This is a genomic window from Inquilinus ginsengisoli (assembly GCF_050434925.1).
Classification (GTDB): Bacteria; Pseudomonadota; Alphaproteobacteria; order DSM-16000; family Inquilinaceae; genus Inquilinus; species Inquilinus ginsengisoli_B.
Window position 1 is genome coordinate 6,323,218 of record NZ_JBNDJK010000001.1, and the last position, 20,772, is coordinate 6,343,989.

21 protein-coding genes, 1 tRNA gene and 2 pseudogenes are annotated in these 20,772 nt (G+C 67.9%); 6 read left to right on the top strand and 18 right to left on the bottom strand.

Annotated features, from left to right (window positions below; genetic code table 11):
• Positions 1–117: 117 nt before the first annotated feature.
• The 3 genes from ltrA to QFZ27_RS30145 form a co-directional block, all read right to left on the bottom strand.
• Positions 118–1,494: a group II intron reverse transcriptase/maturase gene (gene ltrA, locus QFZ27_RS30135; RefSeq protein WP_429229270.1), complete on the bottom strand. Its 1,377-nt coding sequence runs from the start codon at positions 1,492–1,494 to the stop codon at positions 118–120.
• 798 nt (positions 1,495–2,292) lie between these two features.
• Entirely contained in the window at positions 2,293–3,516 is a 1,224-nt protein-coding gene (locus tag QFZ27_RS30140) for an IS91 family transposase (RefSeq protein WP_429230144.1), read from the bottom strand.
• Between the two features lie 69 nt (positions 3,517–3,585).
• Positions 3,586–3,825 (bottom strand): tyrosine-type recombinase/integrase, encoded by a 240-nt coding sequence (locus QFZ27_RS30145; protein ID WP_429232511.1) that lies wholly within the window; start codon positions 3,823–3,825, stop codon positions 3,586–3,588.
• An 11-nt stretch (positions 3,826–3,836) separates the two neighbouring features.
• Here QFZ27_RS30145 and QFZ27_RS30150 point away from each other — a divergent pair.
• Together QFZ27_RS30150 and QFZ27_RS30155 are read left to right on the top strand one after the other, a co-directional pair.
• Positions 3,837–4,013, top strand: a pseudogene (locus tag QFZ27_RS30150) (transposase domain-containing protein); the annotation flags it as partial.
• 34 nt (positions 4,014–4,047) lie between these two features.
• Positions 4,048–4,215, top strand: a pseudogene (locus QFZ27_RS30155) (hypothetical protein); the annotation flags it as partial.
• Positions 4,216–4,397: 182 nt separating this feature from the next.
• Here the strand turns inward: QFZ27_RS30155 and QFZ27_RS30160 are convergent.
• Positions 4,398–4,473: transfer RNA gene (locus QFZ27_RS30160), tRNA-Lys, on the bottom strand.
• Between the two features lie 156 nt (positions 4,474–4,629).
• On the opposite strand from QFZ27_RS30160, the gene QFZ27_RS30165 reads away from it, so the two are divergent.
• On the top strand, positions 4,630–5,016 hold the full coding sequence (locus tag QFZ27_RS30165; protein ID WP_429230145.1) for a hypothetical protein: 387 nt from the start codon (positions 4,630–4,632) through the stop codon (positions 5,014–5,016).
• Here QFZ27_RS30165 and coaD read toward each other — a convergent pair.
• The 3 genes from coaD to QFZ27_RS30180 all read right to left on the bottom strand — a co-directional run bounded on the left by coaD (position 5,013) and on the right by QFZ27_RS30180 (position 9,822).
• Positions 5,013–5,531, bottom strand: coding sequence for a pantetheine-phosphate adenylyltransferase (coaD, locus tag QFZ27_RS30170; RefSeq protein WP_342235648.1), 519 nt, complete (start codon positions 5,529–5,531; stop codon positions 5,013–5,015). The two genes, QFZ27_RS30165 and coaD, sit on opposite strands and share 4 nt — an antisense overlap.
• A 14-nt stretch (positions 5,532–5,545) precedes the next feature.
• Positions 5,546–8,260 carry a DNA gyrase subunit A gene (gene gyrA, locus QFZ27_RS30175; protein WP_429232512.1) on the bottom strand — a complete coding sequence of 905 codons (2,715 nt, stop codon included), beginning with the start codon at positions 8,258–8,260 and terminating at the stop codon, positions 5,546–5,548.
• Positions 8,261–8,424: 164 nt separating this feature from the next.
• The gene (locus tag QFZ27_RS30180; protein WP_429230146.1) at positions 8,425–9,822 is read right to left on the bottom strand and encodes an MATE family efflux transporter; all 1,398 of its coding nucleotides are present in this window, start codon (positions 9,820–9,822) and stop codon (positions 8,425–8,427) included.
• A gap of 151 nt (positions 9,823–9,973) precedes the next feature.
• On the opposite strand from QFZ27_RS30180, the gene QFZ27_RS30185 reads away from it, so the two are divergent.
• The 3 genes from QFZ27_RS30185 (at position 9,974) to QFZ27_RS30195 (ending at position 11,136) form a co-directional block, all read left to right on the top strand.
• Entirely contained in the window at positions 9,974–10,573 is a 600-nt protein-coding gene (locus QFZ27_RS30185; protein WP_429230147.1) for a LysE family translocator, read from the top strand.
• A 144-nt stretch (positions 10,574–10,717) separates the two neighbouring features.
• A complete protein-coding gene (locus tag QFZ27_RS30190) occupies positions 10,718–10,903 on the top strand; it encodes a hypothetical protein (protein WP_429230148.1) in 186 nt (61 codons plus the stop codon).
• Positions 10,900–11,136 carry a hypothetical protein gene (locus tag QFZ27_RS30195; protein ID WP_429230149.1) on the top strand — a complete coding sequence of 79 codons (237 nt, stop codon included), beginning with the start codon at positions 10,900–10,902 and terminating at the stop codon, positions 11,134–11,136. The genes QFZ27_RS30190 and QFZ27_RS30195 overlap by 4 nt, the downstream gene beginning before the upstream one ends.
• Positions 11,137–11,143: 7 nt before the next feature.
• Here the strand turns inward: QFZ27_RS30195 and QFZ27_RS30200 are convergent, their stop codons facing one another.
• The 11 genes from QFZ27_RS30200 to QFZ27_RS30250 form a co-directional block, all read right to left on the bottom strand.
• Entirely contained in the window at positions 11,144–12,166 is a 1,023-nt protein-coding gene (locus QFZ27_RS30200) for an NADP-dependent oxidoreductase (protein WP_429230150.1), read from the bottom strand.
• Between the two features lie 103 nt (positions 12,167–12,269).
• A complete protein-coding gene (locus tag QFZ27_RS30205) occupies positions 12,270–12,743 on the bottom strand; it encodes a prepilin peptidase (RefSeq protein ID WP_429230151.1) in 474 nt (157 codons plus the stop codon).
• Entirely contained in the window at positions 12,743–13,255 is a 513-nt protein-coding gene (locus QFZ27_RS30210; RefSeq protein WP_429230152.1) for a TadE/TadG family type IV pilus assembly protein, read from the bottom strand. Before QFZ27_RS30210 ends, QFZ27_RS30205 begins: the two co-directional genes overlap by 1 nt.
• 16 nt (positions 13,256–13,271) lie before the next feature.
• Positions 13,272–13,445 (bottom strand): Flp family type IVb pilin, encoded by a 174-nt coding sequence (locus QFZ27_RS30215; RefSeq protein WP_429230153.1) that lies wholly within the window; start codon positions 13,443–13,445, stop codon positions 13,272–13,274.
• A gap of 69 nt (positions 13,446–13,514) precedes the next feature.
• Positions 13,515–15,299: a pilus assembly protein TadG-related protein gene (locus QFZ27_RS30220; RefSeq protein WP_429230154.1), complete on the bottom strand. Its 1,785-nt coding sequence runs from the start codon at positions 15,297–15,299 to the stop codon at positions 13,515–13,517.
• Positions 15,296–15,646: a hypothetical protein gene (locus tag QFZ27_RS30225; protein WP_429230155.1), complete on the bottom strand. Its 351-nt coding sequence runs from the start codon at positions 15,644–15,646 to the stop codon at positions 15,296–15,298. The genes QFZ27_RS30220 and QFZ27_RS30225 overlap by 4 nt, the downstream gene beginning before the upstream one ends.
• Positions 15,643–16,416, bottom strand: coding sequence for a tetratricopeptide repeat protein (locus tag QFZ27_RS30230; protein WP_429230156.1), 774 nt, complete (start codon positions 16,414–16,416; stop codon positions 15,643–15,645). Before QFZ27_RS30230 ends, QFZ27_RS30225 begins: the two co-directional genes overlap by 4 nt.
• A gap of 3 nt (positions 16,417–16,419) precedes the next feature.
• Positions 16,420–17,319, bottom strand: a complete 900-nt coding sequence (locus QFZ27_RS30235) for a type II secretion system F family protein (RefSeq protein WP_429230157.1) — start codon at positions 17,317–17,319, stop codon at positions 16,420–16,422.
• A gap of 3 nt (positions 17,320–17,322) precedes the next feature.
• Positions 17,323–18,243, bottom strand: a complete 921-nt coding sequence (locus QFZ27_RS30240) for a type II secretion system F family protein (RefSeq protein ID WP_429230158.1) — start codon at positions 18,241–18,243, stop codon at positions 17,323–17,325.
• Positions 18,240–19,571, bottom strand: coding sequence for a TadA family conjugal transfer-associated ATPase (locus QFZ27_RS30245; RefSeq protein WP_429230159.1), 1,332 nt, complete (start codon positions 19,569–19,571; stop codon positions 18,240–18,242). Before QFZ27_RS30245 ends, QFZ27_RS30240 begins: the two co-directional genes overlap by 4 nt.
• 12 nt (positions 19,572–19,583) lie before the next feature.
• On the bottom strand, positions 19,584–20,771 hold the full coding sequence (locus QFZ27_RS30250; protein WP_429230160.1) for a CpaE/TadZ family protein: 1,188 nt from the start codon (positions 20,769–20,771) through the stop codon (positions 19,584–19,586).
• Position 20,772: the final 1 nt, after the last annotated feature.

The following is a 20,772-nucleotide window of genomic DNA, read 5'->3' on the forward strand; positions in this document are numbered from 1 at the left end:
GCAATCACCGGGGTGTCCGCAGAGAACCCAATCCGGACATCGGGATAGGGGGAAGCCTCTTGGCTCCCCCCTCCCACACCACCGGACGTACGGGTCCGTATCCGGCGGTTCGGCGGATTAAGCGGGGAGCGGGTTGGCGATGGAGGCGAGACCGAGGGACTGAAGTGCGGCGGTGGGGAGTGCAATGGTGAGCGCGGGGCTGTTGCTGAGCCGCCAGGGGCCGTGTGGGCTGCCGGCGGTCTGGGCCGCCAGATCCCGGCCGACGCCGTGGCGTCGCAGCTCGGCAAAGCGCTTGGGTCCGCGCTTCCATTGCTTCCAGGCGATGGCGCGGAGCCGCCGCCTGGTCCACTGGTCGAGTGCGCGCAGCACCGACGGGGTCTGGCAGAAGCCGAAGTAGCCGCGCCACCCGATCAGGTAGACGGACAGCTCCTCGATGATCTGCTTGAGGTTGTCGCCGCGGGTGCGCCGCGTCAGGACCCGGACCTTCGCCTTGAAGCGGTCGATGGCCTTCGGCGCGATCCGGCGCCGCGGCTCTCTTCCGCCGGTGAAGCTGAAGCCCAGGAACTTGCGGGCGCTCGGTTTGGCGACCGCGCTCTTGGCCCTGTTGACCTTCAGCTTGAGCCGCTTGGCCAGGAACCGCTCGATGCCGGCCATCACCCGTTCGCCCGCCTGCTGGCTGCGCACATAGATGTTGCAGTCGTCGGCGTAGCGGACGAAGCGATGGCCGCGCTTCTCCAGCTCCTGGTCCAGAACGTCCAGCATCAGGTTCGACAACAGCGGCGAGAGCGGTCCGCCTTGCGGCGTCCCCTCCTCCGTCGGGCCGACGAGGCCGCCCTCCAGCACGCCCGCGGTCAGAAAGCCGCGGATCAGCTTCAGGAGGCACTTGTCGGCCACCCGCTTGGCCACCAGCCCCATCAGGATATCGTGGTTGACCCGATCGAAGAACTTCTCCACGTCGAGATCCACCACCACGCCGTAGCCGGACGCAATATCGGTCTGCGCCCGGGCCACCGCCTGATGCGCCGAGCGCCCCGGCCGGAAGCCGAAGCTGGCCTCGGAGAACGTCGGGTCCCAGTCCGCCTGCAGCGCCTGCATCACCGCCTGCTGGATGAAGCGGTCGAGCACCGTCGGGATGCCGAGCGGCCTCACGCCACCCGACGCCTTCGGGATCTCCACCCGCCGCACCGGCTGCGGCTTGTAGGTGCCGTTGATCAGCTGAGCCCGGATCGCGGGCCAATGCCGCTTCAGGTGGGCCGGCAGATCGTCGACACCCATGCCGTCGACCCCCGCCGCACCCTTGTTGCGCCGCACTCGTGCCAGCGCCGTCTTCAGGTTCTCTCGGTCAAGGATGATCTCCATCGACGGTCCCGCGACCGCCGGGCGTTCGAGGCTGGCTCTCGCCGCGCGAGCTTCGGTCGCCTGGGCCGCAAGGCTCGGGGCTTCACCCTCCGCCGAGGGGCCCAGGGTCAGCTTGCTCTGATCTTTCTGCCGCATGGCTCGCTCGAGATCGCCGCTCTACTGGCCTCTTCCACCGTTCGGGCCTTCGGCGGCAACCGCCGCCTACTATGCCCTCAGCTGACTTCTGCGCCGCGGTCAGGCGGCCTTGCGGCCACCTCAGTCCCGAGGGACACGGCGCAGACCTCCCGAGGTAAGACCGACCGCCTTCACCGCACGCCCGCCGGATTTACCACCCCGGCCATTGATGGCCCTGGACTTCGCGATCAACGGCTCGCTCGTCCGGCCGGGTAGGCCTCATATCCGGTTCTTGTCCATCGGGCCGCGGCTTTGCTCCACGCTTCCTTCAGACCCCGCCTCGCGGCGACGCCCTTGCGCTTCGATAGTCCTTCACCGCCATCAGGCTGGACAGAAGACTTCCACCTCCAAGCTGTCAGTCATGCTCGGCACACCGTAGAGGGGCGCGGCGAGCATGCCGCGCCTCTTGTCCGCTTCGGTGAAGGGTTTCGGATGCCGGCCCGTCGAGACCTATCCGCCGGCGCTGAGGGCCGGCGTCCGAAACCCTCCCAGGAAGGACCCCGCGGGGGCCGGGTGGGGATCAGCGGTCTATGGGGATTTGATGGCGGCGGCGGGGTGCGTGAGGAATGCGCTGGCGGGTATCGATGGCGGCGGCACGACGATAGCGGTCGGGAGTTTGTCGTCGCGACGGCCGTCGGCGGGGTTGTCCTGGCATGATCGACGGCGTCGCCCGCGCCTTCGGAGGCGCCGGGGCGACAGCGATGCGACGGCGGAAGCAAGGTCCCCCGGCAGGCGGCTGGTGCGATGAGGCAGTGGGCGTCATGGCATCGCGGCCCTGCCCCCGGCTCGGGGCGATGGTGGGCCGCGGGGTGCGTTGCCGCGCCTGAAGCTCTCGACGATGATCATGCGGCCGCCGCAACAGGGGCATGGCGGGCGATGGTCGGCCGCGACGCCGGCGGCCATGTCCGCGTCGTCATGCTGGGTTGCCGGATCGATCGAGATCGGGGGCGCGGCGATCAGTTCTTTGGCCCGCGCGATGTTGGCCTTGCAGGTGGCGCTGGCGAGCAATCCGTAGTGACGGATGCGGTGGAACCCCTTGGGCAGAACATGGAGCAGGAAGCGCCTGATGAACTCGTCGGGCGCCAGCGTCATCGTGCGAAGCCGCTCCCGGCCGTTGCGGCGGTAATCCTTGTCGCGGAAGGTGACGCCGCGCTCGTCGAGGCCGACCAGGCGGCTGTTGGAGATGGCGACGCGGTGGGTGTAGCGGGCGAGATAGGCGAGCACCGCCTCGGGCCCGGCGAAGGGCGGCTTGGCGTAGACGAACCAGTTCTTCCTGCCGAGCGGCGCGAGGTGCGCGGCGAAGGCCTGCCGGTCACGCAAGCCATCGAGTTCGCCGAAGAACGCCAGCCGGCCGGTTGCATGGGCATCGGCGAGCCGCGACAGGAAGAGCCGCCGGAACAGGCGGGACAGGACGCGCACCGGCACCAGGAAGCCGGGTCTGCAAGCCACCCAGCGTGTGCCGTCGAGCGAGATCCCGCCGCCCGGGACGATCATGTGCAGATGCGGATGGTGGGTCATCGCCGAGCCCCAGGTGTGGAGCACGGCGGTGGCACCGATGCGGGCGCCGAGATGCTTGGGATCGGCCGCGATGGTGAGCAGCGTCTCGGCCGCCGCTTGGAACAGCAGGTCGTAGACCACCGCCTTGTTCTGGTAGGCGACCGGGGCGATCTCGGCCGGCAGGGTGAAGACCAGGTGGAAGTAGCCGACCGGCAGCAGATCGGCCTCGCGGGCGGCGAGCCAGTCCTTCGCCGCCGCGCCCTGGCACTTGGGACAATGGCGGTTGCGGCACGAGTTGTCGGCGATCCGGCTGTGGCCGCAATCCTCGCAGTGCTCGACATGACCGCCGAGGGCGGCCGAGCGGCAGCATTCGATGGCCGACATCACCTTGAGCTGGCCGAGGCTCACATGCCCGGCATTGGCTCGGCGCCAGGCGGCCGCATGGTGATGGAAGATGTCTGCGACCTCCAGCTTCGGGCGGCGCACCGCCGCCGGGCTAGGCTCCGGGTCTCGGCCTCCCTGCGGGCAGCGGCGCAAGCCGGTCGAGCGGGCTGGTCACGCTGCGGATCGTGGTGTTGGCGACGCGGGTGTAGAGGGCCGTGGTGTCGAGCTTGGCGTGGCCGAGCAGCACCCCCGCCTTCGCGGGGGCAGGCTCTGGATGACGCGGATGTCGGCGTCCTGTTCCAGCAGGTGGGTGGCGAAGCTGTGCCGCAGCGTGTGCGGCGACACCCGCTTCTTGATCCCGGCGACCTCGGCGGCGGCATGGACGGCACGGTTGAGCTGACGGGTCGACAGCGGCTCGACCGGGCCGCAACCCCGCTGCCATGTACACCATCATCGAGAGCGCCAAGATGAACGACCTCGACGTCGAGGCCTACCTCGCCGACGTCATCGCCCGCATCGCCGATCATCCGATCAAACGGATCGACGACTTGCTGCCATGGAATTGGCGGCCTCTCCGCCAGCTCGACCAAGCCGCCTGATCCGCGCGGCCATCAGCTCACGCGTACTCACGGCGTGATCCTGACGACGCACTTCGGACAGCCGTTCACATCGAACGGGTTCGGCAACTGGATGGCCGACAAGATCGGCGCGTCCGGCGTGCCGGATCGCTGCGTCCTGCATGGCCTCCGGAAGGCGGCCGCGCGCCGGCTCGCCGAAGCCGGATGCAGCACGCTGGAGATCATGTCGATCACCGGCCACAAGTCGATCAAGGAGGTCGAACGCTACGTGGCCGCAGCCCGGCAGAAGCTCCTCGCCAAGGCCGCCGTGATCAAGATGACCGAGCATCTGGCGGGCAAGGAGTTACAAACCTCGCCGGCCAAATCTACAAACCCTCTTTTAAATCAACTTCTTAGTATAGGGGATGGTGAGCCGGGTGGGACTCGAACCCACGACCAGGGGCTTAAAAGGCCTCTGCTCTACCGACTGAGCTACCGGCTCACACTGCCGGCCCGGGTGTCCCCAGGCGAGCGGGCCGCACATTAGGGAGGCACCGCCCGACGGTCAACACCTGCGACCCGCAAAGTGTGAGCTGCGTTACAGTCCGCATGCCGCCCCGGCCTCATCATTCCCCTCAGCCGGACACGGGGGAAGGACATGCTTGGCGAAAGACGACTGCTCGGCGCGGCGGTCGCCGCGCTGCTGCTGGTGGCCTGCACTCAGAAGCCTGTGCCAAAGCCTCCCATCGAGGTCCTGGAGGCCCTGATCATGGCGCCGATAGGCCTCTGCATGCACCAGTTGGTGGTGCAAGTCACTGCAGACCGCCCGTCGCCCGCGCGTCGGTTGGCGGAGTGCACGACGCATGCGAACCGGGCCCTGGACATCCTGGCGGTCCGTTGCAGGGCGCTGCCTCCCGTCGCTGAACCGCCGGAGGACGGCATGATCTCCGCAGGGCAGCCGGGAGACCCCGCCCCGGACGAACTGCTGGTGCACCTTTGCGTCATACTGCCCTGGCAGGACCGGTCGGCCTTGGCCCGCCCCTAATCCGCCACCATCCCCTTGCGGGCGAACTGCTCGTTCAGGCGCTTGGCCACCAGCGGGCTGACGAAGGGGGCGATGTCGCCGCCCAGCCGGCCGATCTCCTTGACAAAGCGCGAGGAGATGAACTGGTAGCGGTCCGACGCCATCAGGAACACCGTCTCGATCACCGGATTGATCTTGGCGTTCATGCCGGCCATCTGGAATTCGTATTCGAAATCCGAGACGGCGCGCAGGCCGCGCACCACCGTGGTGGCGCCGACCGAGGCGGCGAAGTGCATCAGCAGCACGTCGAAGGAGCGGACCTCGATCGAGATGCCCTGGGCCACCAGGGGCGCGACGTCGGCCCGCACCAGCTCCACCCGCTCATCGGTCGAGAACAGCGGGCCCTTGCCGTCATTGCGGGCCACGGCGACGACCAGATGGTCGACGATCCGCGTCGCCCGCTGGATGATGTCCATATGTCCTTTGGTGATGGGATCGAAGGTGCCGGGATAGACCCCGATACGGCCCTTGGACATCCGTGCGGCTTTCCTTATGCGCCGTCGCCGCCCGACGCGGCGCCGTCCTGTTGCTCACCTGCGGCCTCACCGGACGCCGCTTCGTCAGCCGCATCGCCCTCGCCACCGTCGCCGTTCTCCTCCGGCACCGAGGCGACGGAGACGACATGCTCGCCCTCGGCGACGTTGAACAGCCGCACGCCCATGGTCTTGCGGGCCGCGATTCGGACATCGGCGACCGGGCAGCGGATCAGCTGGCCGCCATCGGTGACCAGGATGATCTCCTGGTTCGGCGAGATCGGGAAGCAGGCGGTGACGGCGGTGTTCTTCTCGCCCATCGCCATCGTCCAGATGCCTTTGCCGCCGCGGCCGGTGATCCGGTAGCCGTAGGCGGAGCTGAGCTTGCCGAAGCCTTCCTCGCTGACCGTCAGGATGAACTCCTCGACGGCCTCGAGCTCGGCGAAGCGGGCCGGGTCGAGATCGTGCTCCTCCACCGTCTCGCTGTCCTCGCCGTCGGTCTCCTCGCCCTCGGCCCGGCGCGCCGCATTGGCCATGCGCAGATAGTTGGCGCGCTCGTCCGGCGTGGCGTCGAGATGGTGCAGAATCGAGATCGAGATGACGCGGTCGTCCTCACCCAGGCGAATGCCGCGCACGCCGTCCGAATCGCGGCTCTTGAAGACGCGGACATCGGTGACCGGGAAGCGGATGCACATGCCGACATGGGTGGCCAGCAGCACGTCCTGGTCGTCGCGGCAGACCTTGACGCCGATCAGGCTGTCGCCCTCGTCCAGCTTCATCGCGATCTTGCCGTTGCGATTAATGCTGGTGAAATCGGCCAGGCTGTTGCGGCGGACGCCGCCCGAGGCCGTGGCGAACATGACGTAGAGCTGGTCCCAGGTGCTCTCGTCCTCCGGCAGCGGCATGACCGTGGAGATGGTCTCGCCCTGCTGCAGCGGCAGCATGTTGACCATCGCCTTGCCGCGCGACTGCGGCGTGCCGATCGGCAGGCGGTAGACCTTGAGCTTGTAGACGATGCCGCGGCTGGAGAAGAACAGCATCGGCGTGTGGGTGTTGGCGACGAACAGGTCGGAGACGAAATCCTCCTCCTTCGTCGCCATGCCGCTGCGGCCCTTGCCGCCGCGGCGCTGCGCCCGGTAGGTCGACAGCGGCACGCGCTTGATGTAGCCGCCGTTGGAGACGGTGACAACCATGTCCTCGCGCTGGATCAGGTCCTCGATGTCGGCCTCGAATTCGAGGTCGAGGATCTCGGTCTTGCGCGGGGTGGCGAACTGGTCCTTCATCTCGACCAGCTCGCCGCGAAGGATCTCCAAGAGCTTCTCGCGGCTGCCCAGGATCGTCAGGTATTCCTGGATCTCGGCCACGATGGCGCGCAGGTCGTCGCCGATCTTGTCGCGCTCCAGCCCGGTCAGGCGGTGCAGGCGCAGGTCGAGGATGGCGCGGGCCTGGACTTCGGACAGCCGGTACGTGCCGTCCTCGGCCAGCGGCCGCCCGGGCTCGTCGACCAGCGCGATCAGCGGCGCGATCTCGCCGGCCGGCCAGGCCGTGGCCATCAGTTCTTCACGCGCCGTCTGCGGGTCGGACGCGCGGCGGATCAGCTCGATCACCGCGTCGATGTTGACGACAGCGGTGGCGAGACCGACCAGGACATGGGCGCGTTCGCGGGCGCGGGTCAGCAGATAGCGGGTGCGCCGGGTGATCACCTCCTCGCGGAAGGCGATGAAGGCTTCGATGATCTGCTTCAGGTTCAGCAGCTCGGGCCGGCCGCCCAGCAGCGCCAGCATGTTGACGCCGAAGGAGGTCTGCAGCGGGGTCGAGCGGTACAGCTGGTTCAGCACCACATCGGCGCTGGCGTCGCGCTTCAGCTCGACGACGATGCGGACGCCGTCGCGGTCGCTCTCGTCGCGCAGCTCGGAGATGCCTTCGACCGTCTTCTCGTTGACGACCTCGGCGATGCGCTCCATCAGCCGCGACTTGTTCACCTGGAACGGGATCTCGGTGAAGATGATCGCTTCGCGATCCTTGCGGATCTCCTCGATCGACGACCGCGCCCGCATCACCACGCTGCCGCGGCCGGTGGCGACGGCCGAGCGGATGCCGGAGCGGCCGAGGATCATGGCGCCGGTCGGGAAGTCCGGCCCCGGCACGATCACGTTCAGTTCCTCGATCGTGATCGCCGGATTCTCGATGGTGGCGAGGCAGGCGTCGATCACCTCGCCCAGATTGTGCGGCGGGATGTTGGTGGCCATGCCGACGGCGATGCCGCCGGCACCGTTGACCAGCAGATTCGGGAAGCGCGACGGCAGCACCGTCGGCTCGGACTGGGTCTCGTCGTAGTTCGGCTGGTAGTCGACCGTGTCCTTGTCGATGTCGTCCAGCATCGCCTCGGCGGCCTTGGCCAGGCGCGCCTCGGTGTAGCGCATCGCCGCCGGCGGATCGCCGTCCATCGAGCCGAAATTGCCCTGCCCCTGGATCAGCGGCAGCCGCATCGAGAAGTCCTGCGCCATGCGCACCATGGCGTCGTAGATCGCGCTGTCGCCATGCGGATGATACTTACCCATGACGTCGCCGACGACGCGGGCCGACTTCTTGAACGGCTTGGTCGAATCGTAGCCGCCCTCCTTCATCGCGAACAGGATGCGGCGATGCACCGGCTTGAGGCCGTCGCGCACATCCGGCAGGGCGCGGGAGACGATCACGCTCATGGCGTAATCGAGGTAGGAGCGCCGCATCTCCTCCTCGATCGTCACCGGGGTGATGTCGAAGTGTGGCGGCGTGGTGGGACGTTCGGTCAAGGCACTGTCCGGACTGACAAAAGGACGCGCCCGGTCAGCCTGCCGGGCGCGGCGACGCTAGCACGTTTCCGCACCTGCGAACAATCGCGCCCGAGCAGTCCTCAGGCGGTCGCGCCGGCCGCCGCCGAAGCCCGGGCGTCGCCGCGCGCCAGCAGGTGGAAACGGCCGGCCAGGAGCCCGACGGAGACCACGCTGGCGATCAGGATCGCCTCGAACAGCCCGACCGCGCCGCGGTCGAGATGGACGCCCAGGAACCAGCCCAGCGGCGTCATCACCACGACGTAGGAGATGGTGTGCAGCAGCGTCGGCACCACCACGTCGCCGCGGCCGCGCAGCGCGTTTGCCACCACCACCTGGCCGCCATCGACGATCAGGATGAAGGTCGAGACCACGACCACCGGCACCACCAGCGGGATCAGCTCCGGATCGCTGGTATAGGCCTCGGCGATCGGCCGGGCGAAGATCCACAACACGGCCCCGAAGGCCACCATGACGACGCTGTTGACGCCGAGCCCGACCCAGCCGGCCAGCACCATGTCCTTCAGGTCGCGCCGGCCATGGGCGACGCCGACCCTGACCGCGGTGGCGGAGGCGAGGCCGAGCGCCACCATGAAGATCAGCGCGATCAGGTTGAGGCCGACCGAGAACGCGGCCAGCGGCAGAGTGCCGAGCAGCCCGGCATAGAAGGTGAGCGCGGTGAAGGCACCCGATTCGATGAAGATGCTGAGGCCGCCGCCATAGCCGAGCTGGCGCTGCTTGGTCCAGTCGCGCCAGCGCCATCCCTGCCAGCGGCGGATGCCGAAGGTCTCACGGTCGCGCATCCACCAGACATAGGCGACCAGGCTGGCCGCCAGGAACACGCGCGAGGCGGTGCTGGCCCAAGCCGCGCCTATCGCCCCGAGCTCCGGGAACCCGGCGGCGCCGAACACCAGCAGCCAGTTGACCAGCGCGTTCAGGAGGTTGGCGACGATCATCGCGATCATGCCCGGCACCGGCCGCTTCAGCCCTTCCAGGAAGAAGGCGGTGACGGTGTAGATCACCGCCGCCGGCATGCCCCAGCCGAGCACGATGGCGATGTCGGCGCCGGCCTTCGACAGCTCCGGCGCCTGCCCGGTCAGGAGCAGCAGCGGCTCGATGAAATGGCACAGCACGGCCAGCACCAGGCCGATGGCGCCGCCATAGATCAGCGCCCGGTGCCAGACCGCGCCGCATTGATCGGGCCGGCCGCGGCCGAGAGAATTGGCGGACATCACCAGCGTGCCGATGACGAGGCCGGTGGAGGTGCCGATCATGCTGCCGATCGGGGCGTTGGCGATCGACAGATGCGCCAGGTCGGCACTGCCGTAGCGGCCGACGAACAGCGTGTCGACCAGCGCCATCAGGATCAGCCCGGCACGCGCGACAATCACCGGCAGCGCCAGGCGCAGCAGCTCATAGATATGTCGCCGGACCCGGGCGCGCATCCAGCTTTCGCCCGGCCGGATCGGAACCTGGTACATCGCGGCGCCTCTCCCTTGGAGCGGCACCCTAGCAGCAGCGCTGCCCCGGGATCAGCCGTTCAAACGCCAGATCTGCCATGCGACCACCGTCGCGTAGGCCAGCCAAAGGACATAAGCTATCCTGGCCCTCGCCGACCGACGGAGCCGCGCCATGATCACCGCCCTCGCCCTGTTCGCCGTGCCCGTTGCCCTCGCCGCCCTGATCCCCGGGCCGGCCCAGACGGCGCTGGTGGCCCGGGTGCTGTCGCGCGGCGCCGGCGAGGCTCTGCCCTTCGTGCTCGGCATGGTCGCCGGCAACGCGCTGTGGCTGGCCGCCGCGGTGTTCGGCCTGTCGGCGCTGGCCCTGGCCTATGAGCCGGTCTTCGTCGCGGTGAAATGGGCCGGCATCGCTTATCTCGCGGTGCTGGCCTGGAAGCTGTGGCGCGCCCCGGCAGCAGAGCCGGATGCGGTGCCACGCCGGACCGGCGGCTTCCTGGGCGGGGCGGCGCTGACCCTCGGCAACCCGAAGGCGGTGGTATTCTTCGGCGCCGTGCTGCCGCAGGTGCTGGATCTGACCACGCTGGACGCAGCCGGCATCGCGGCGGTGTTCACGGTGCAGGTCGGCATCGACCTCGCGGTCCAGTCGGCCTATGTGCTGGGGGCCGCGCGCGCCCGCCGCTTCTTCCGGTCGCCGCGCCGGCTGCGCCTGGCCAACCGCTCCGCCGCCGCGATGATGGCGGGATCGGCCGCGCTGATCGCCAGCCGGGGCTGATCCAGACCGGCACCGGCGCGCCGGGCGAAAATCGGACCCTCGAATACGCTGCTCGGTCATCTCTCCTGACAGGATGATGTCAGGAGGGGTGGCGTAATCTCCCATCATCGCCTCGGGGTCGCCGGGGCCGAGATGGAGGATCCGATGGCCGTTCTGACGGAGGTGGTGATGTACCGGGCCCGGCCCGGCACCGCGGCCGAGACCGTGGTCACGGTGTCCGACGCCAGCGGCCCGGTGATCATCGGACGATACGGCATCGACACGGTCCCGCCGCCGGCGCCGAAGGCCGCCGCCTGCCCGCTTTCCATGGCTTCCAGGAGATCGTCATGAGCACCCATGCCCTGCGCCTGCCGCTGCGTCAGCGTCCCGCCGGCCTGCTGGAGCGGATCTGGCGCCGCCTCGCAGCCGGTTCGACGCGAGCAGTCGCGCGGCCGAACCGGCTGCGGCTGGAGACGCTGAGCGACTCCAGCCGCAGCGACCTCGGCCTGCCGCTGGACACGGATTTCGACGCCGCGATCACCCGCATCGGCCTGATGGCCGTGGCCGGACGGACCCTGCTGTGATCCGACGCTACTCCGCCACCTTGACCAGGAGCTTGCCGAAATTCTCGCCCCGGAACAGCCGCAGGAAGGTCCGGGGCGCGCTCTCCAGCCCGTCGGCCACGTCCTCGCGGTAGCGGAGCCTGCCGTCGTGGATCCAGCCGGAGACGTCGCGCAGGAAGGCGGCGTGCTGGTCGGCGAAGTCGCTGACGATGAAGCCGCGCAGGGTCAGCCGCTTCGACAGCACGCTGCGCATCAGCGCCGGCACCTGGTTCGGCCCGTCCGGCAGGCCGGTGGCGTTGTACTGGGCGATCAGGCCGCAGACCGGGACCCGGGCGAAGGGGTTCAACAGCGGCCACACCGCCTCCCACACCGTACCGCCGACATTCTCGAAATAGACGTCGATCCCGTCCGGCACGGCCGCGCCCAGCCGTTCGGCGAAATCCGGCGCCCGGTGGTCGACCGCGGCGTCGAAGCCGAGCTCGCCGGTCAGGTAGGCGGCCTTCTCGGCGCCGCCGGCGATGCCGACGACGCGCGCGCCGTTGATCTTCGCGATCTGCCCGACCACCGACCCGACGGCGCCGGAGGCGGCCGAGACCACCACGGTCTCGCCCGGCTTCGGCTGACCGATGGTGAGGAGGCCGGTATAGGCCGTCATCCCCGGCATGCCGAGCACGCCGACCGCGGTCGAGATCGGCCCCAGCGCCGGGTCGACCTTACGCAGCCCGGTGCCGTCGGACAGGGCGTAATCCTGCCAGCCGGTGCGGCCTTCGACGATATCGCCCGGGGCGAAGCCGGGATGGTTCGAGACGACGACGCGGCCGACCGCGCCGCCGACCATGACCTGGCCGATCTCGACCGGCGCCGCGTAGGATTTCGCATCGCTCATCCGGCCGCGCATGTAGGGGTCGAGCGACAGCCACAGCGTACGGACCAGCAACTGGCCCGGCCCCGGCGCCGGCACCGGCTCCTCGACCAGGCGGAAATCGGTCTCCTTCGGCTCCCCGACCGGCCGCGCGGCCAGCAGAATCCGGCGATTCATATCGGTGCTCATGGCAAGCTCCCAGCTATGGATGGCGGGAGCTAAGCACCATTGTCATGCGAGATGAAGGGATTTGATCGGATCAACATCTGCCGCATGCAAAATACGGCCGATGTCACGCGTTGCGGATGAAGACCGTGACGGTGACGACCAGCAGCCCGACCGCGAGCGCCGGGCCGAAGGGCCGCATCTCGCGCCATTTCACGCCGCGCCAGGGCGCCATGGCCAGTGTGGCCAGCAGCGCCACCATGCTGGCCAGGATCAGCACCACGAGGCTGCCCTGCAGCCCGACCCAGAGGCTGGCGGCGGTCAGGAACTTCAGGTCGCCCCAGCCGATCCGCGCGTGGCGGTCGATCTTCTGCATCACCCAGGCGGTGCCGGCCAGAAGGGCGAAGGTGAGCACCGCGGCACCGAGCGCCAGGCCGAGTGTCTGCAGCGTCGGGCTGCGGACCAGGGCCTGGGCCAGCCCGCCCACGGCCAACGCCAGGTTGCAGATATTGGGGATCCTGCTCTCGCGCAGATCGATCAGCACGATCGGCAGCAGGAGCAGGATCAGGAGGCCAAGAAAGATGAAATCGACACCACTCATCAGTAGCCGCCATAGCCGACGGTTACAGTCGCCGTCGGCGTGTCCGTCGGCACAGGAATCAAGGCGGAAATTGAGCTGGCGACGTCCTCGAATTTCTTCCCGGACAAGTCGTATTGGACGCTAACTTGGAAGGTGTGGGGAGCCGCCCCGGGCTGTGCCGTAATTGTCCAATTCTTTGAGTTGAGAAGCGAGCCATAGTTCACGAGCACCGCTGCCGCGGCCGCCTCAGCCAAGCTCGTCCGCTCCGTCGTGGACATGCCCGCCACCGATGCCCGTGCACCCTCAGCCGCCGCCTGCGAAATCGCGATCCAGGTTCCGAAGAAGAAGCCGTAGATCAGGATTCCAAAGACGATCGCCAAGAAGGCAGGGGCGACCAGGGCGAACTCGACCGCCGCCAGCCCGGCCTCGCCGGATGGGTCGGCGGGCTGGCTGCCCGCCGACTTGCTCTCGATCTCAACTCGAGACGACGCCTCACGCCCAATGCGGATTAGACGAAGACGTTCTCTGGTCATTTTCTCCTGCCTGCCATTATGGTTTGATAATGTCTGTGAAGGCTGTCGTGAGTTCGGTCGTAAAACCACCAACCACCGCGCTCAGTGCCGCAACGATCAGCGCACCCAGAACCGCATACTCGACGGCGGTGATTCCGTCCTCTTCTCGAGCAACGCGGGTCAGGAACTTCGAAACGATAATCCGCAACATGCCACTAACCTCCAAAATCCGGGATGCTACATGCCCGTCGGCGCCCCGGTGCGCCGGCAGGTATCTCGATCAGTTGACCAGCACCGGCACCCCACAACGGACGCCTGTGACGACCACGTCCATGTTCCCGAGCCGGACGCCCAGCGCCAGCAACACGTTGTCGAGCAGCGGACCGAGCACCGAGCTGATCACCGGATCGAGAAGCTGATCCACCGCCACGAGGACCGGGCGCAGGAGAAGCGAACCGAGATCCAGCCCCCCACCGTTGCAGCCCCCGAGGCCACCCAGCAAGCAAGCCTTCAGTTCCAGAGTTTCGGCGAGATCGCCGGTGAGACCGGCGAGAACGGCCGATGGATCCGCGCTGATCGACTGGGCCTCGCGATTCTTGATCTGAGCCTGGGTAAAGGTCAGTGACCTTTCAGTGCCGTCAAGCTTGGCGATCGCCCGTCCGTCGATGCGCACGAGGCCCAGGAGCCCGAGGACGCTGAGATCAACCAGCGGCGTGGATTTGATATCCTCGTCAGAGACCGCCCTGTCGAAATTGGTCATCAGGTTGGACGGCAGCTTGCCGATATAGATCCGGGCGAGACCGCTCTTGGCCAGGACCGTCACCGTCGCATCGGTGTCGGGCTCGTCGCCGCAATCGATGCCGGTCAAGGTGGCTTCACCGGCGGCCACTTCGAGATAGAGCGGGAGCTCGATGCCCTTGCCGAGAAGCCCGAACAGATCGAGCAGCTTCAGCGTCAGCTGCAGCCGGACCTGAGCCGTGTGAACGGACATCCCAACCGGGCCGAAGGCGAAAGGCGGCGACTGCGGCGGCTCGATCGCCGTCGCCGTCACCTGCAGCGTGGCGACGCCCGGAAGCCCTATTTTGACGGCCGGCAAAGCCACGGCGTTCTTGCCGTTGGCCGCCTGCAGCGCCAGGGTTACCAGTTGCAGCACGTTCAGCCCGGCATCGAGCGCGCTCGGCTGGGCTTCCCCTCCCAGAGGCATGTTGTTCCAGACACCGAGGTCGAGCAGTTGTCCCAGCTCGATCGCCGGGTTGCCGACGATCGAGCCCTGCAGCGTCAGCAGCCCATCGATCGCCACCTGGGCAACCTGGCCTTGGGCCTCCAGCACGTCGACCGTCGCCTGGATCAGATCGGTCACCTGGACCTGCGTCTGCAGCAGCTGATCATAGGTGCCGACCGACAGGTCGAGTTGCACCGCCAGCTGGTTGAGGAAGGACAGCGCCTTCAGATCGGCATTGGCCAAGCCGTCATACTGAACCAGGCTGAGGTTCAGGCTGGTCCCGAGCAGATTCCCCAGGACCAGGTTCAGCAGCGCGCTCTTTTGTGTATCGATCTGGACGAGACCGGTGCCGGCCTGGAGCCCGGCCTCATCGATCCGGGCGGCCGTGGCGCTGGCCGACATCTGGTAAACTTCCTCCGATACCAGCGCACGGGCCAGACCGATCGGAACGCTGGAACTGGTCGTCACCTGCACGGCATTCGGTGTCGTCGGGACAAAGCTCGCATTCGGACAGGCGACAATTCCGGGCTCGAAGCGCGCCGACGAAGCCAACTCGGCATTCGGGCAATAGGTCCCCGTGCTGACAGCCGTGACCGTGACGCCGGTGGAGCCGTTCAGTTCCAGAATTCTATCAGCGATCTCACTCGCCCGATCGGGAGTGTTGACGGCGGACAAGGCCGCGGCGTCGGTCGCTGCCTGCAACTGGCGACGCCCTCCGTACCAAGCGCCGACATCGGTCGCGAGCGCCGCCACCCCGAGCACGACAACGAGCATCACCGCCGCAAACGGGGCGATCGCCCCCTGCTCCGTCGCCCTTGCAGCGATGGCGCGCGCTCGTTTCATTGCGGCGGCCTGTAGCCGGAGGACAACCCATTGGCGCCGAATCCGCCCGACGGACCATAGCCGGATGCACCGGAGCCACCCTGGATCGGCCTGCCGATCTGCTGCGTGTAGTTGCGGTAGATCTGCGCGGCTTCCGCACCGGCGAGCCCTCCCTGGCCCCCCGGACGCAATGCCGGCTGCTGCTGCGCCCGCAGAATCTGGAGGGTGCGGTTGGATTCGAACCAGTCGGGCGCGGCAGGCCGGGCCGGCACCAGCGCCTGCTGCGCCCCGGCCGTGGCGGCCGGAAGAAGCAGGAGGGCGGCGCATAGCATCGACAGATGGGCCTTCGTTAGGGCCGGTCGGATCATGGCTGGGTCTCCGAGGCTTGGGCCAGGCGCCGCGGGGCTGCCGAGGGGCTCGCCCCGGCGGTGGTCGGCGTGCGGATCTGGGTGCGGGCGGCCCCGACCATCTGCTCGACCGCCCGCCGCTCCTTGGCGTCGGCGATCCGGCGGATCATGGCCTTCGCCGCGTCGCCCTGGCCGGCGACGTCGAGGCAGAGGATCAGGTTGTTGCGGACCTGGGCGTTGGTCGGCGCCAGCTCGCTGGCCTGGCGCAGCGTGAACAGCGCTTCATCATAGGAGGCGATGCGCATCTCGGCGAAGCCGAGGTCGTTCAGATATTTGACGTTGATCGGCTCGCGCCGCACCGCCTCATGGAACTGCGCCCGGGCCTTGGCCCAGTCGCCGCGCCCGGCGGCGACGCGGCCGAGCCCGTCATAGGCCGCCGATGCCTGGTCGCCATTCACGAGCTCGCGGTAGATCGCCTCCGCCCGGTCGTAGTCCTGGATGTCGAGGAAGGAGTCGGCCCGCAGCACCTGCGCCCGGAGGTCACCCGGGTGACGGTTGTCGTAGTCGTCGAGATAGGCCAGCGCGGCCCGCGACTTGCCACCCTGCCGCAGCTTGTCGACGATGCCAAGATAGAGATCGCGCGAATTCTCGGCGTCGAGCGGCGCCGCCTGCGGCAGCTGGTCGGCCGGCGATGGTTCGCGGCGCGGCGTGCTGTCGTTGCCGAACAGGCTCGAGCAGGCCGACAGCCAGGACAGCAGCAGAAGCGATACCAGGCGGAGTGGCGTCCGCATTCCTCAGGAGCCTTTCAAAGTGCGGAACATCGTCACAACGGCCGGGCTGCAGAGCACGATGAACAAAGCCGGCATGAGAAAGAGGATCATGACCACGGTCATCTGCGTGGTCTTGCGACCGATGCTCTCCCGCACCGACGACACACGCTTATCGGTGAATTCACGGATGAACTCGCGCAAGGCGAGACCGAGTTCGGTGCCATGGAGCATGGTCTGCTTGAACATCGCCGTCAGTTCGCGTCCGCCATTCACTCCCAGACGATCCGCCCAACGGTCGAAGGCCTGGTCGTACGGCATGCCGCGCTGGATATCTTCAACCAGCAGACGGATCGATTGCCGGACCAACGGAATCGCCCCGTTGTTCATCTGGGCGATCGAGCGGAAGCACTGATCCAGGCTGACACCGCTCTCTAGCATCAGCAGCATCAGATCCAGCACGAATGGCAGCTCGGCTGCGACCCGGCGCTGCCGAACCGACGCTCGCCATTGCAATGCGAATTTGGCGCCGACATAAGTCACGCCCCCCGCCGCCAGCGGAAGGAACCGCGCCATGCCTCCCCAGTGCCCCATCAGCCACAATCCGAGACCGGTACCGATGATGGCCAGAACCACAGCTGCGAAGCGCAAGCCTGCGAAGGCCAGCACGGCCCCGGCTTCGTAGTGCCCTGCGGACCGCAGCGCCTGGGTGATTTCCTCCCGATCTTTGGTGCTGCTGACCAGAACCCGCTCAAAGGGCAGGAGCCAAGCAATATTTCCGACGTCGACCATCTCCGACCGATCGGCGATGGCGACCAGACGGCGCCTCAGCCGGAACTCGCTCACCGTGCCGCGCAGGCCGAGCATCAGTAACCCGAGGCTCGAACAGGCCGTGACGACGATGATGATGAGCTCAACGGTCGGCATGGCCTAGAACTCCAGACGCATTATACGGCGCAAGACGACCGTCCCAAGCATCTGCAGCCCGACTGCAATCAGCGCCAACCGATTCCCCCGCTCCGTTTCGACGAAGAACATGACATAACTTGGCTTGATAAATGAAATCATCACCGCCGCTATCAAAGGCATCAAACCAAGCACGATCGCACTAAATCTAATCTCGGCGGTTGCTGCCTTGAGCTCTCTTTCAACTCGAGCCCGGTCGCGCAGAATTTGGATCAGGTTGGCCAGAACATTGGACATCCGGCCGCCATACCGGAAATTTGTTTCCACGGCCGCGGCCAGCATATACAGCTCTGCAAGCTCCAGCCGCTGCGCCAGCCATTCGATGCTTTCCGGAATCGGCGCGCCGTTGTTGATGCGGCGGATCATCGGCTGCAGATAGCGTTGCATCGCAGGGGATGTGTTCTCCGCAGCCTTGAGCAGCCCCTGCTGGACGGAATTCCCCACCACCAGCAGCTGACGCAGCGCATCCAGGAAGAAGGGCAGCCCTTCGATGAAGGCGTCCAGGCGGCGGCAGGCCAGGCGCCACAGCCCGTATATGCCGGCGAACGTAAGCGCCACTGCGGTCAGAGCGGCGGCCCAAGGCCCTGCCAGCCAGTTTACGGCAATTGCCGTCAAGACGATCGCCAGCGTCGCAGCGCCCAATGAGCGGGGTGTCGGAGCGATGTCGGCCCGAGTCAGCCACAGACGCAGAAACTGCGGACCGGGCAGCGCCGTGACCGCCGATCGTGCCACGCCTGCTGCCTTCGGCATATTGTCGCGCAACGCCTGCAGCCGCTCCTGCACGTGCTGCTGCCGACGGCGCTGCGCCCGGCCGGCCAGGAGGCTTACCCCGGCCATGATGAAGAGGGCCAGGACACCGAGCAGGAGGAAGCCGAGGCCGGTCATGGCGCGCCTCCCATGGCGGCCCGCAGATCGGGGCCCCCGACCAGCCGATGAGCGTAGAACGGGCGTGCGGAATGGACCCGGAACTCGCCCAATCCGCTCTGCGGCGGCTGCTCCACGAAGGTGAGGAGCTGGTTGAGGCTGTAGCTCTCCCCTTCCAGGCCGGTCAGCTCGGACACCGAGGTGACCCGGCGCTTGCCGTTGGCCATGCGGTTGACCTGGACCATGATCTGAACGCTGTTGGCGATGTAGCGCCGGAGGGTCTTCGGATCGCCGCTGAGACCGCCGAAGCCGAGCAGCATCTCCAGCCGGCCGAAGGCGTCGCGGCTGGTATTGGCGTGCATCGTCGCCATCGAGCCGTCATGGCCGGTGCTCATCGCCTGCAGCATCTCGACCGCCTCGGCGCCGCGCACCTCACCCAGGATGATCCGGTCGGGCCGCATCCGCAGGGCGTTGCGCACCAGGTCGCGGGCGGTGACCTCGCGACTGCCGTCGAGATTGGGCGGCCGCGTCTCCAGCCGCACCACATGGCTCTGCCGCAGCTGCAGCTCGGCCGCATCCTCGATGGTGATCAGCCGCTCCTTCTCCTCGATGTAGCTGCTGAGCATGTTGAGCAGTGTGGTCTTGCCCGAGCCGGTGCCGCCGCAGATCAGGATGTTGAGGCGCGACCGCACGGCGGCGGCGAGGAAGCTCAGCATCTCCTGGCTCATCGAGCCGAGCCGGACATAGTCCTGCCCGCCCATAGCCTGGGCGCGGAACTTGCGGATCGACACCATCGGCCCATCGATCGCGATCGGCGGGATCACGACATTGACCCGCGATCCATCCGGCAGGCGGGCGTCGACATAGGGCGTCGCCTCGTCGACCCGGCGGCCGATCGGGCTGACGATGCGCTGGATGATGTTCATCAGATGGGCGGTGTCGCGGAACCGCGCCGGCACCGCCGAGAGCTGCCCGGCGCGCTCGACAAAGATCCGGAACGGGCCGTTGACGATGACATCGTCGATCGACGGGTCCTTCAGCAGCGGCTCCAGCGGGCCGAGCCCGACCACCTCGTTGTGCACCTCGGCCGCCAGCAGAGATCGCTCGGCCGCATTCAGCGCCAGCCCTTCCTTGGCGGCGAAGCGGGTGATGCCCTGTTCGACGCCGTCCCGGATCATCGAAGCCGGAGCCGTCTCCGCCGTGATGCCAAGCGCCTCGAGCTGCTCCAGCACCAGGTTGAAGATCGCAAACTTCGTCCGCTGATAGCCGTCGGTCGTGCGCAGCTCGGCGGCACCAAGATCCGCCTCCCCCGTCGTCCTCACACCGACCCCGTTGATCAGCCCGGCCATCGTCGCATCCCCTTATGACGGCCGCAGGCGGCGGAACAGGCCGGCGCTGCGCGCGGCCGGCTTGGCCGCCGGAACCACCGCCGGGACGGGATCTCCCGCCGCCAGCCGCTCCAGAGCCCGGCTGTAGGCGGCGCGCGGCTGGTCGAGCACCAGGGGGCGCCCGGTGTTGAGGGCGTTGATCAACTCGACCCGCGCCGCCGGCAGCCGCACCGAGCGCCGCAGCCCGAGCGCGTCGCGCATCTGTTCCTCGCTCAGCGTGATGCCCGGCATATGGTCCTCGACCACCAGCGTGATCCGGTCCAGCACCTGCGGGTTCGGGGCGATCTGCACCAGCAGGTCGCGGCAGGCCTTGACCGCCGTGAACCTCTGCGGCGCCACCAGATAGATCCGGGCAGCGGTGCGCGTGAATTCCGTCAGCAACCCCGGATGCCGGATGCCGCCGACATTCAGCACCACTTCGCCGAACATCGCGCGCAGCACCAGCAGCATCGAGGCGATGCTGTCGGGTGCGATGTCGTGCACCTCTTCCCCCGCCACCGCGAGCGGCAGCAGGTGCAGCCCGGACGGCGCATGATGGCCGAGCGCCGAGGACAGCAGCGTCCGGTCGAGCCGCGGCAGGTCCTGGACCGCATCCCGGATCGTATAGGTCAGCGGCACGTTGAGTGCGGCGCCGGCCTCGCTCGACGGCAACGCCCCGTCGATCAGCAGGCCCTCCCCGCGCGCCTTGGCGCGCAGCACCGCCAAGTTGACCGCAAACAGCCCCTCGCCGCCCGGCTGCCCGCTCATCACCAGGGTCAGCGCACCGGCCCCGGCGGCATCGCCGCGCGGCGCGCCGGTCAGATGGTGGGCGATCTGGTTGCGGAGTTCGTCCCCCTCGGTCCCCCGGTCGATCACATCGGCGGCGCCGCCGCGGATCGCCCGCAGCACCAACCGCGCATCGCCCTCGTCGCCCAGGACGACCAGCAACGCCTCGGGATCGACGCCGGCCAGATCGCGCATGGCCTCGCCCAACAGAGTGCCGAAGCCGTCGACCGGGTCGGCATCGATCAGCACGAGGTCGGGCGTGGCCCTGCGGCACAGCTCCAGCAGCGCAGCGGTCTCGGGCGCGGAGCGGATGATCGCGGCCACGCCTTCCAGCGGGCCGATGAGCCGGGCGGCGAGGGCGGTGTCGGAGGAGGCGACGATCAGCCTGAACATCATG

Excerpts from the sequence above, each read along its gene's own strand:
- coaD (WP_342235648.1), bottom strand. The coding sequence starts at position 5,531 with ATGTCCAAGGGCCGTATCGGGGTCTATCCCGGCACCTTCGATCCCATC.
- QFZ27_RS30180 (WP_429230146.1), bottom strand. The coding sequence starts at position 9,822 with ATGTACCAGGTTCCGATCCGGCCGGGCGAAAGCTGGATGCGCGCCCGG.
- QFZ27_RS30165 (WP_429230145.1), top strand. The coding sequence starts at position 4,630 with ATGCTTGGCGAAAGACGACTGCTCGGCGCGGCGGTCGCCGCGCTGCTG.
- QFZ27_RS30245 (WP_429230159.1), bottom strand. The coding sequence starts at position 19,571 with ATGGCCGGGCTGATCAACGGGGTCGGTGTGAGGACGACGGGGGAGGCG.
- QFZ27_RS30215 (WP_429230153.1), bottom strand. The coding sequence starts at position 13,445 with ATGTTGCGGATTATCGTTTCGAAGTTCCTGACCCGCGTTGCTCGAGAA.
- QFZ27_RS30210 (WP_429230152.1), bottom strand. The coding sequence starts at position 13,255 with ATGACCAGAGAACGTCTTCGTCTAATCCGCATTGGGCGTGAGGCGTCG.
- ltrA (WP_429229270.1), bottom strand. The coding sequence starts at position 1,494 with ATGCGGCAGAAAGATCAGAGCAAGCTGACCCTGGGCCCCTCGGCGGAG.
- gyrA (WP_429232512.1), bottom strand. The coding sequence starts at position 8,260 with ATGCGGCGCTCCTACCTCGATTACGCCATGAGCGTGATCGTCTCCCGC.
- QFZ27_RS30195 (WP_429230149.1), top strand. The coding sequence starts at position 10,900 with ATGAGCACCCATGCCCTGCGCCTGCCGCTGCGTCAGCGTCCCGCCGGC.
- QFZ27_RS30235 (WP_429230157.1), bottom strand. The coding sequence starts at position 17,319 with ATGCCGACCGTTGAGCTCATCATCATCGTCGTCACGGCCTGTTCGAGC.
- QFZ27_RS30205 (WP_429230151.1), bottom strand. The coding sequence starts at position 12,743 with ATGAGTGGTGTCGATTTCATCTTTCTTGGCCTCCTGATCCTGCTCCTG.
- QFZ27_RS30185 (WP_429230147.1), top strand. The coding sequence starts at position 9,974 with ATGATCACCGCCCTCGCCCTGTTCGCCGTGCCCGTTGCCCTCGCCGCC.
- QFZ27_RS30250 (WP_429230160.1), bottom strand. The coding sequence starts at position 20,771 with ATGATGTTCAGGCTGATCGTCGCCTCCTCCGACACCGCCCTCGCCGCC.
- QFZ27_RS30190 (WP_429230148.1), top strand. The coding sequence starts at position 10,718 with ATGGCCGTTCTGACGGAGGTGGTGATGTACCGGGCCCGGCCCGGCACC.
- QFZ27_RS30240 (WP_429230158.1), bottom strand. The coding sequence starts at position 18,243 with ATGACCGGCCTCGGCTTCCTCCTGCTCGGTGTCCTGGCCCTCTTCATC.
- QFZ27_RS30220 (WP_429230154.1), bottom strand. The coding sequence starts at position 15,299 with ATGAAACGAGCGCGCGCCATCGCTGCAAGGGCGACGGAGCAGGGGGCG.
- QFZ27_RS30225 (WP_429230155.1), bottom strand. The coding sequence starts at position 15,646 with ATGATCCGACCGGCCCTAACGAAGGCCCATCTGTCGATGCTATGCGCC.
- QFZ27_RS30200 (WP_429230150.1), bottom strand. The coding sequence starts at position 12,166 with ATGAGCACCGATATGAATCGCCGGATTCTGCTGGCCGCGCGGCCGGTC.
- QFZ27_RS30230 (WP_429230156.1), bottom strand. The coding sequence starts at position 16,416 with ATGCGGACGCCACTCCGCCTGGTATCGCTTCTGCTGCTGTCCTGGCTG.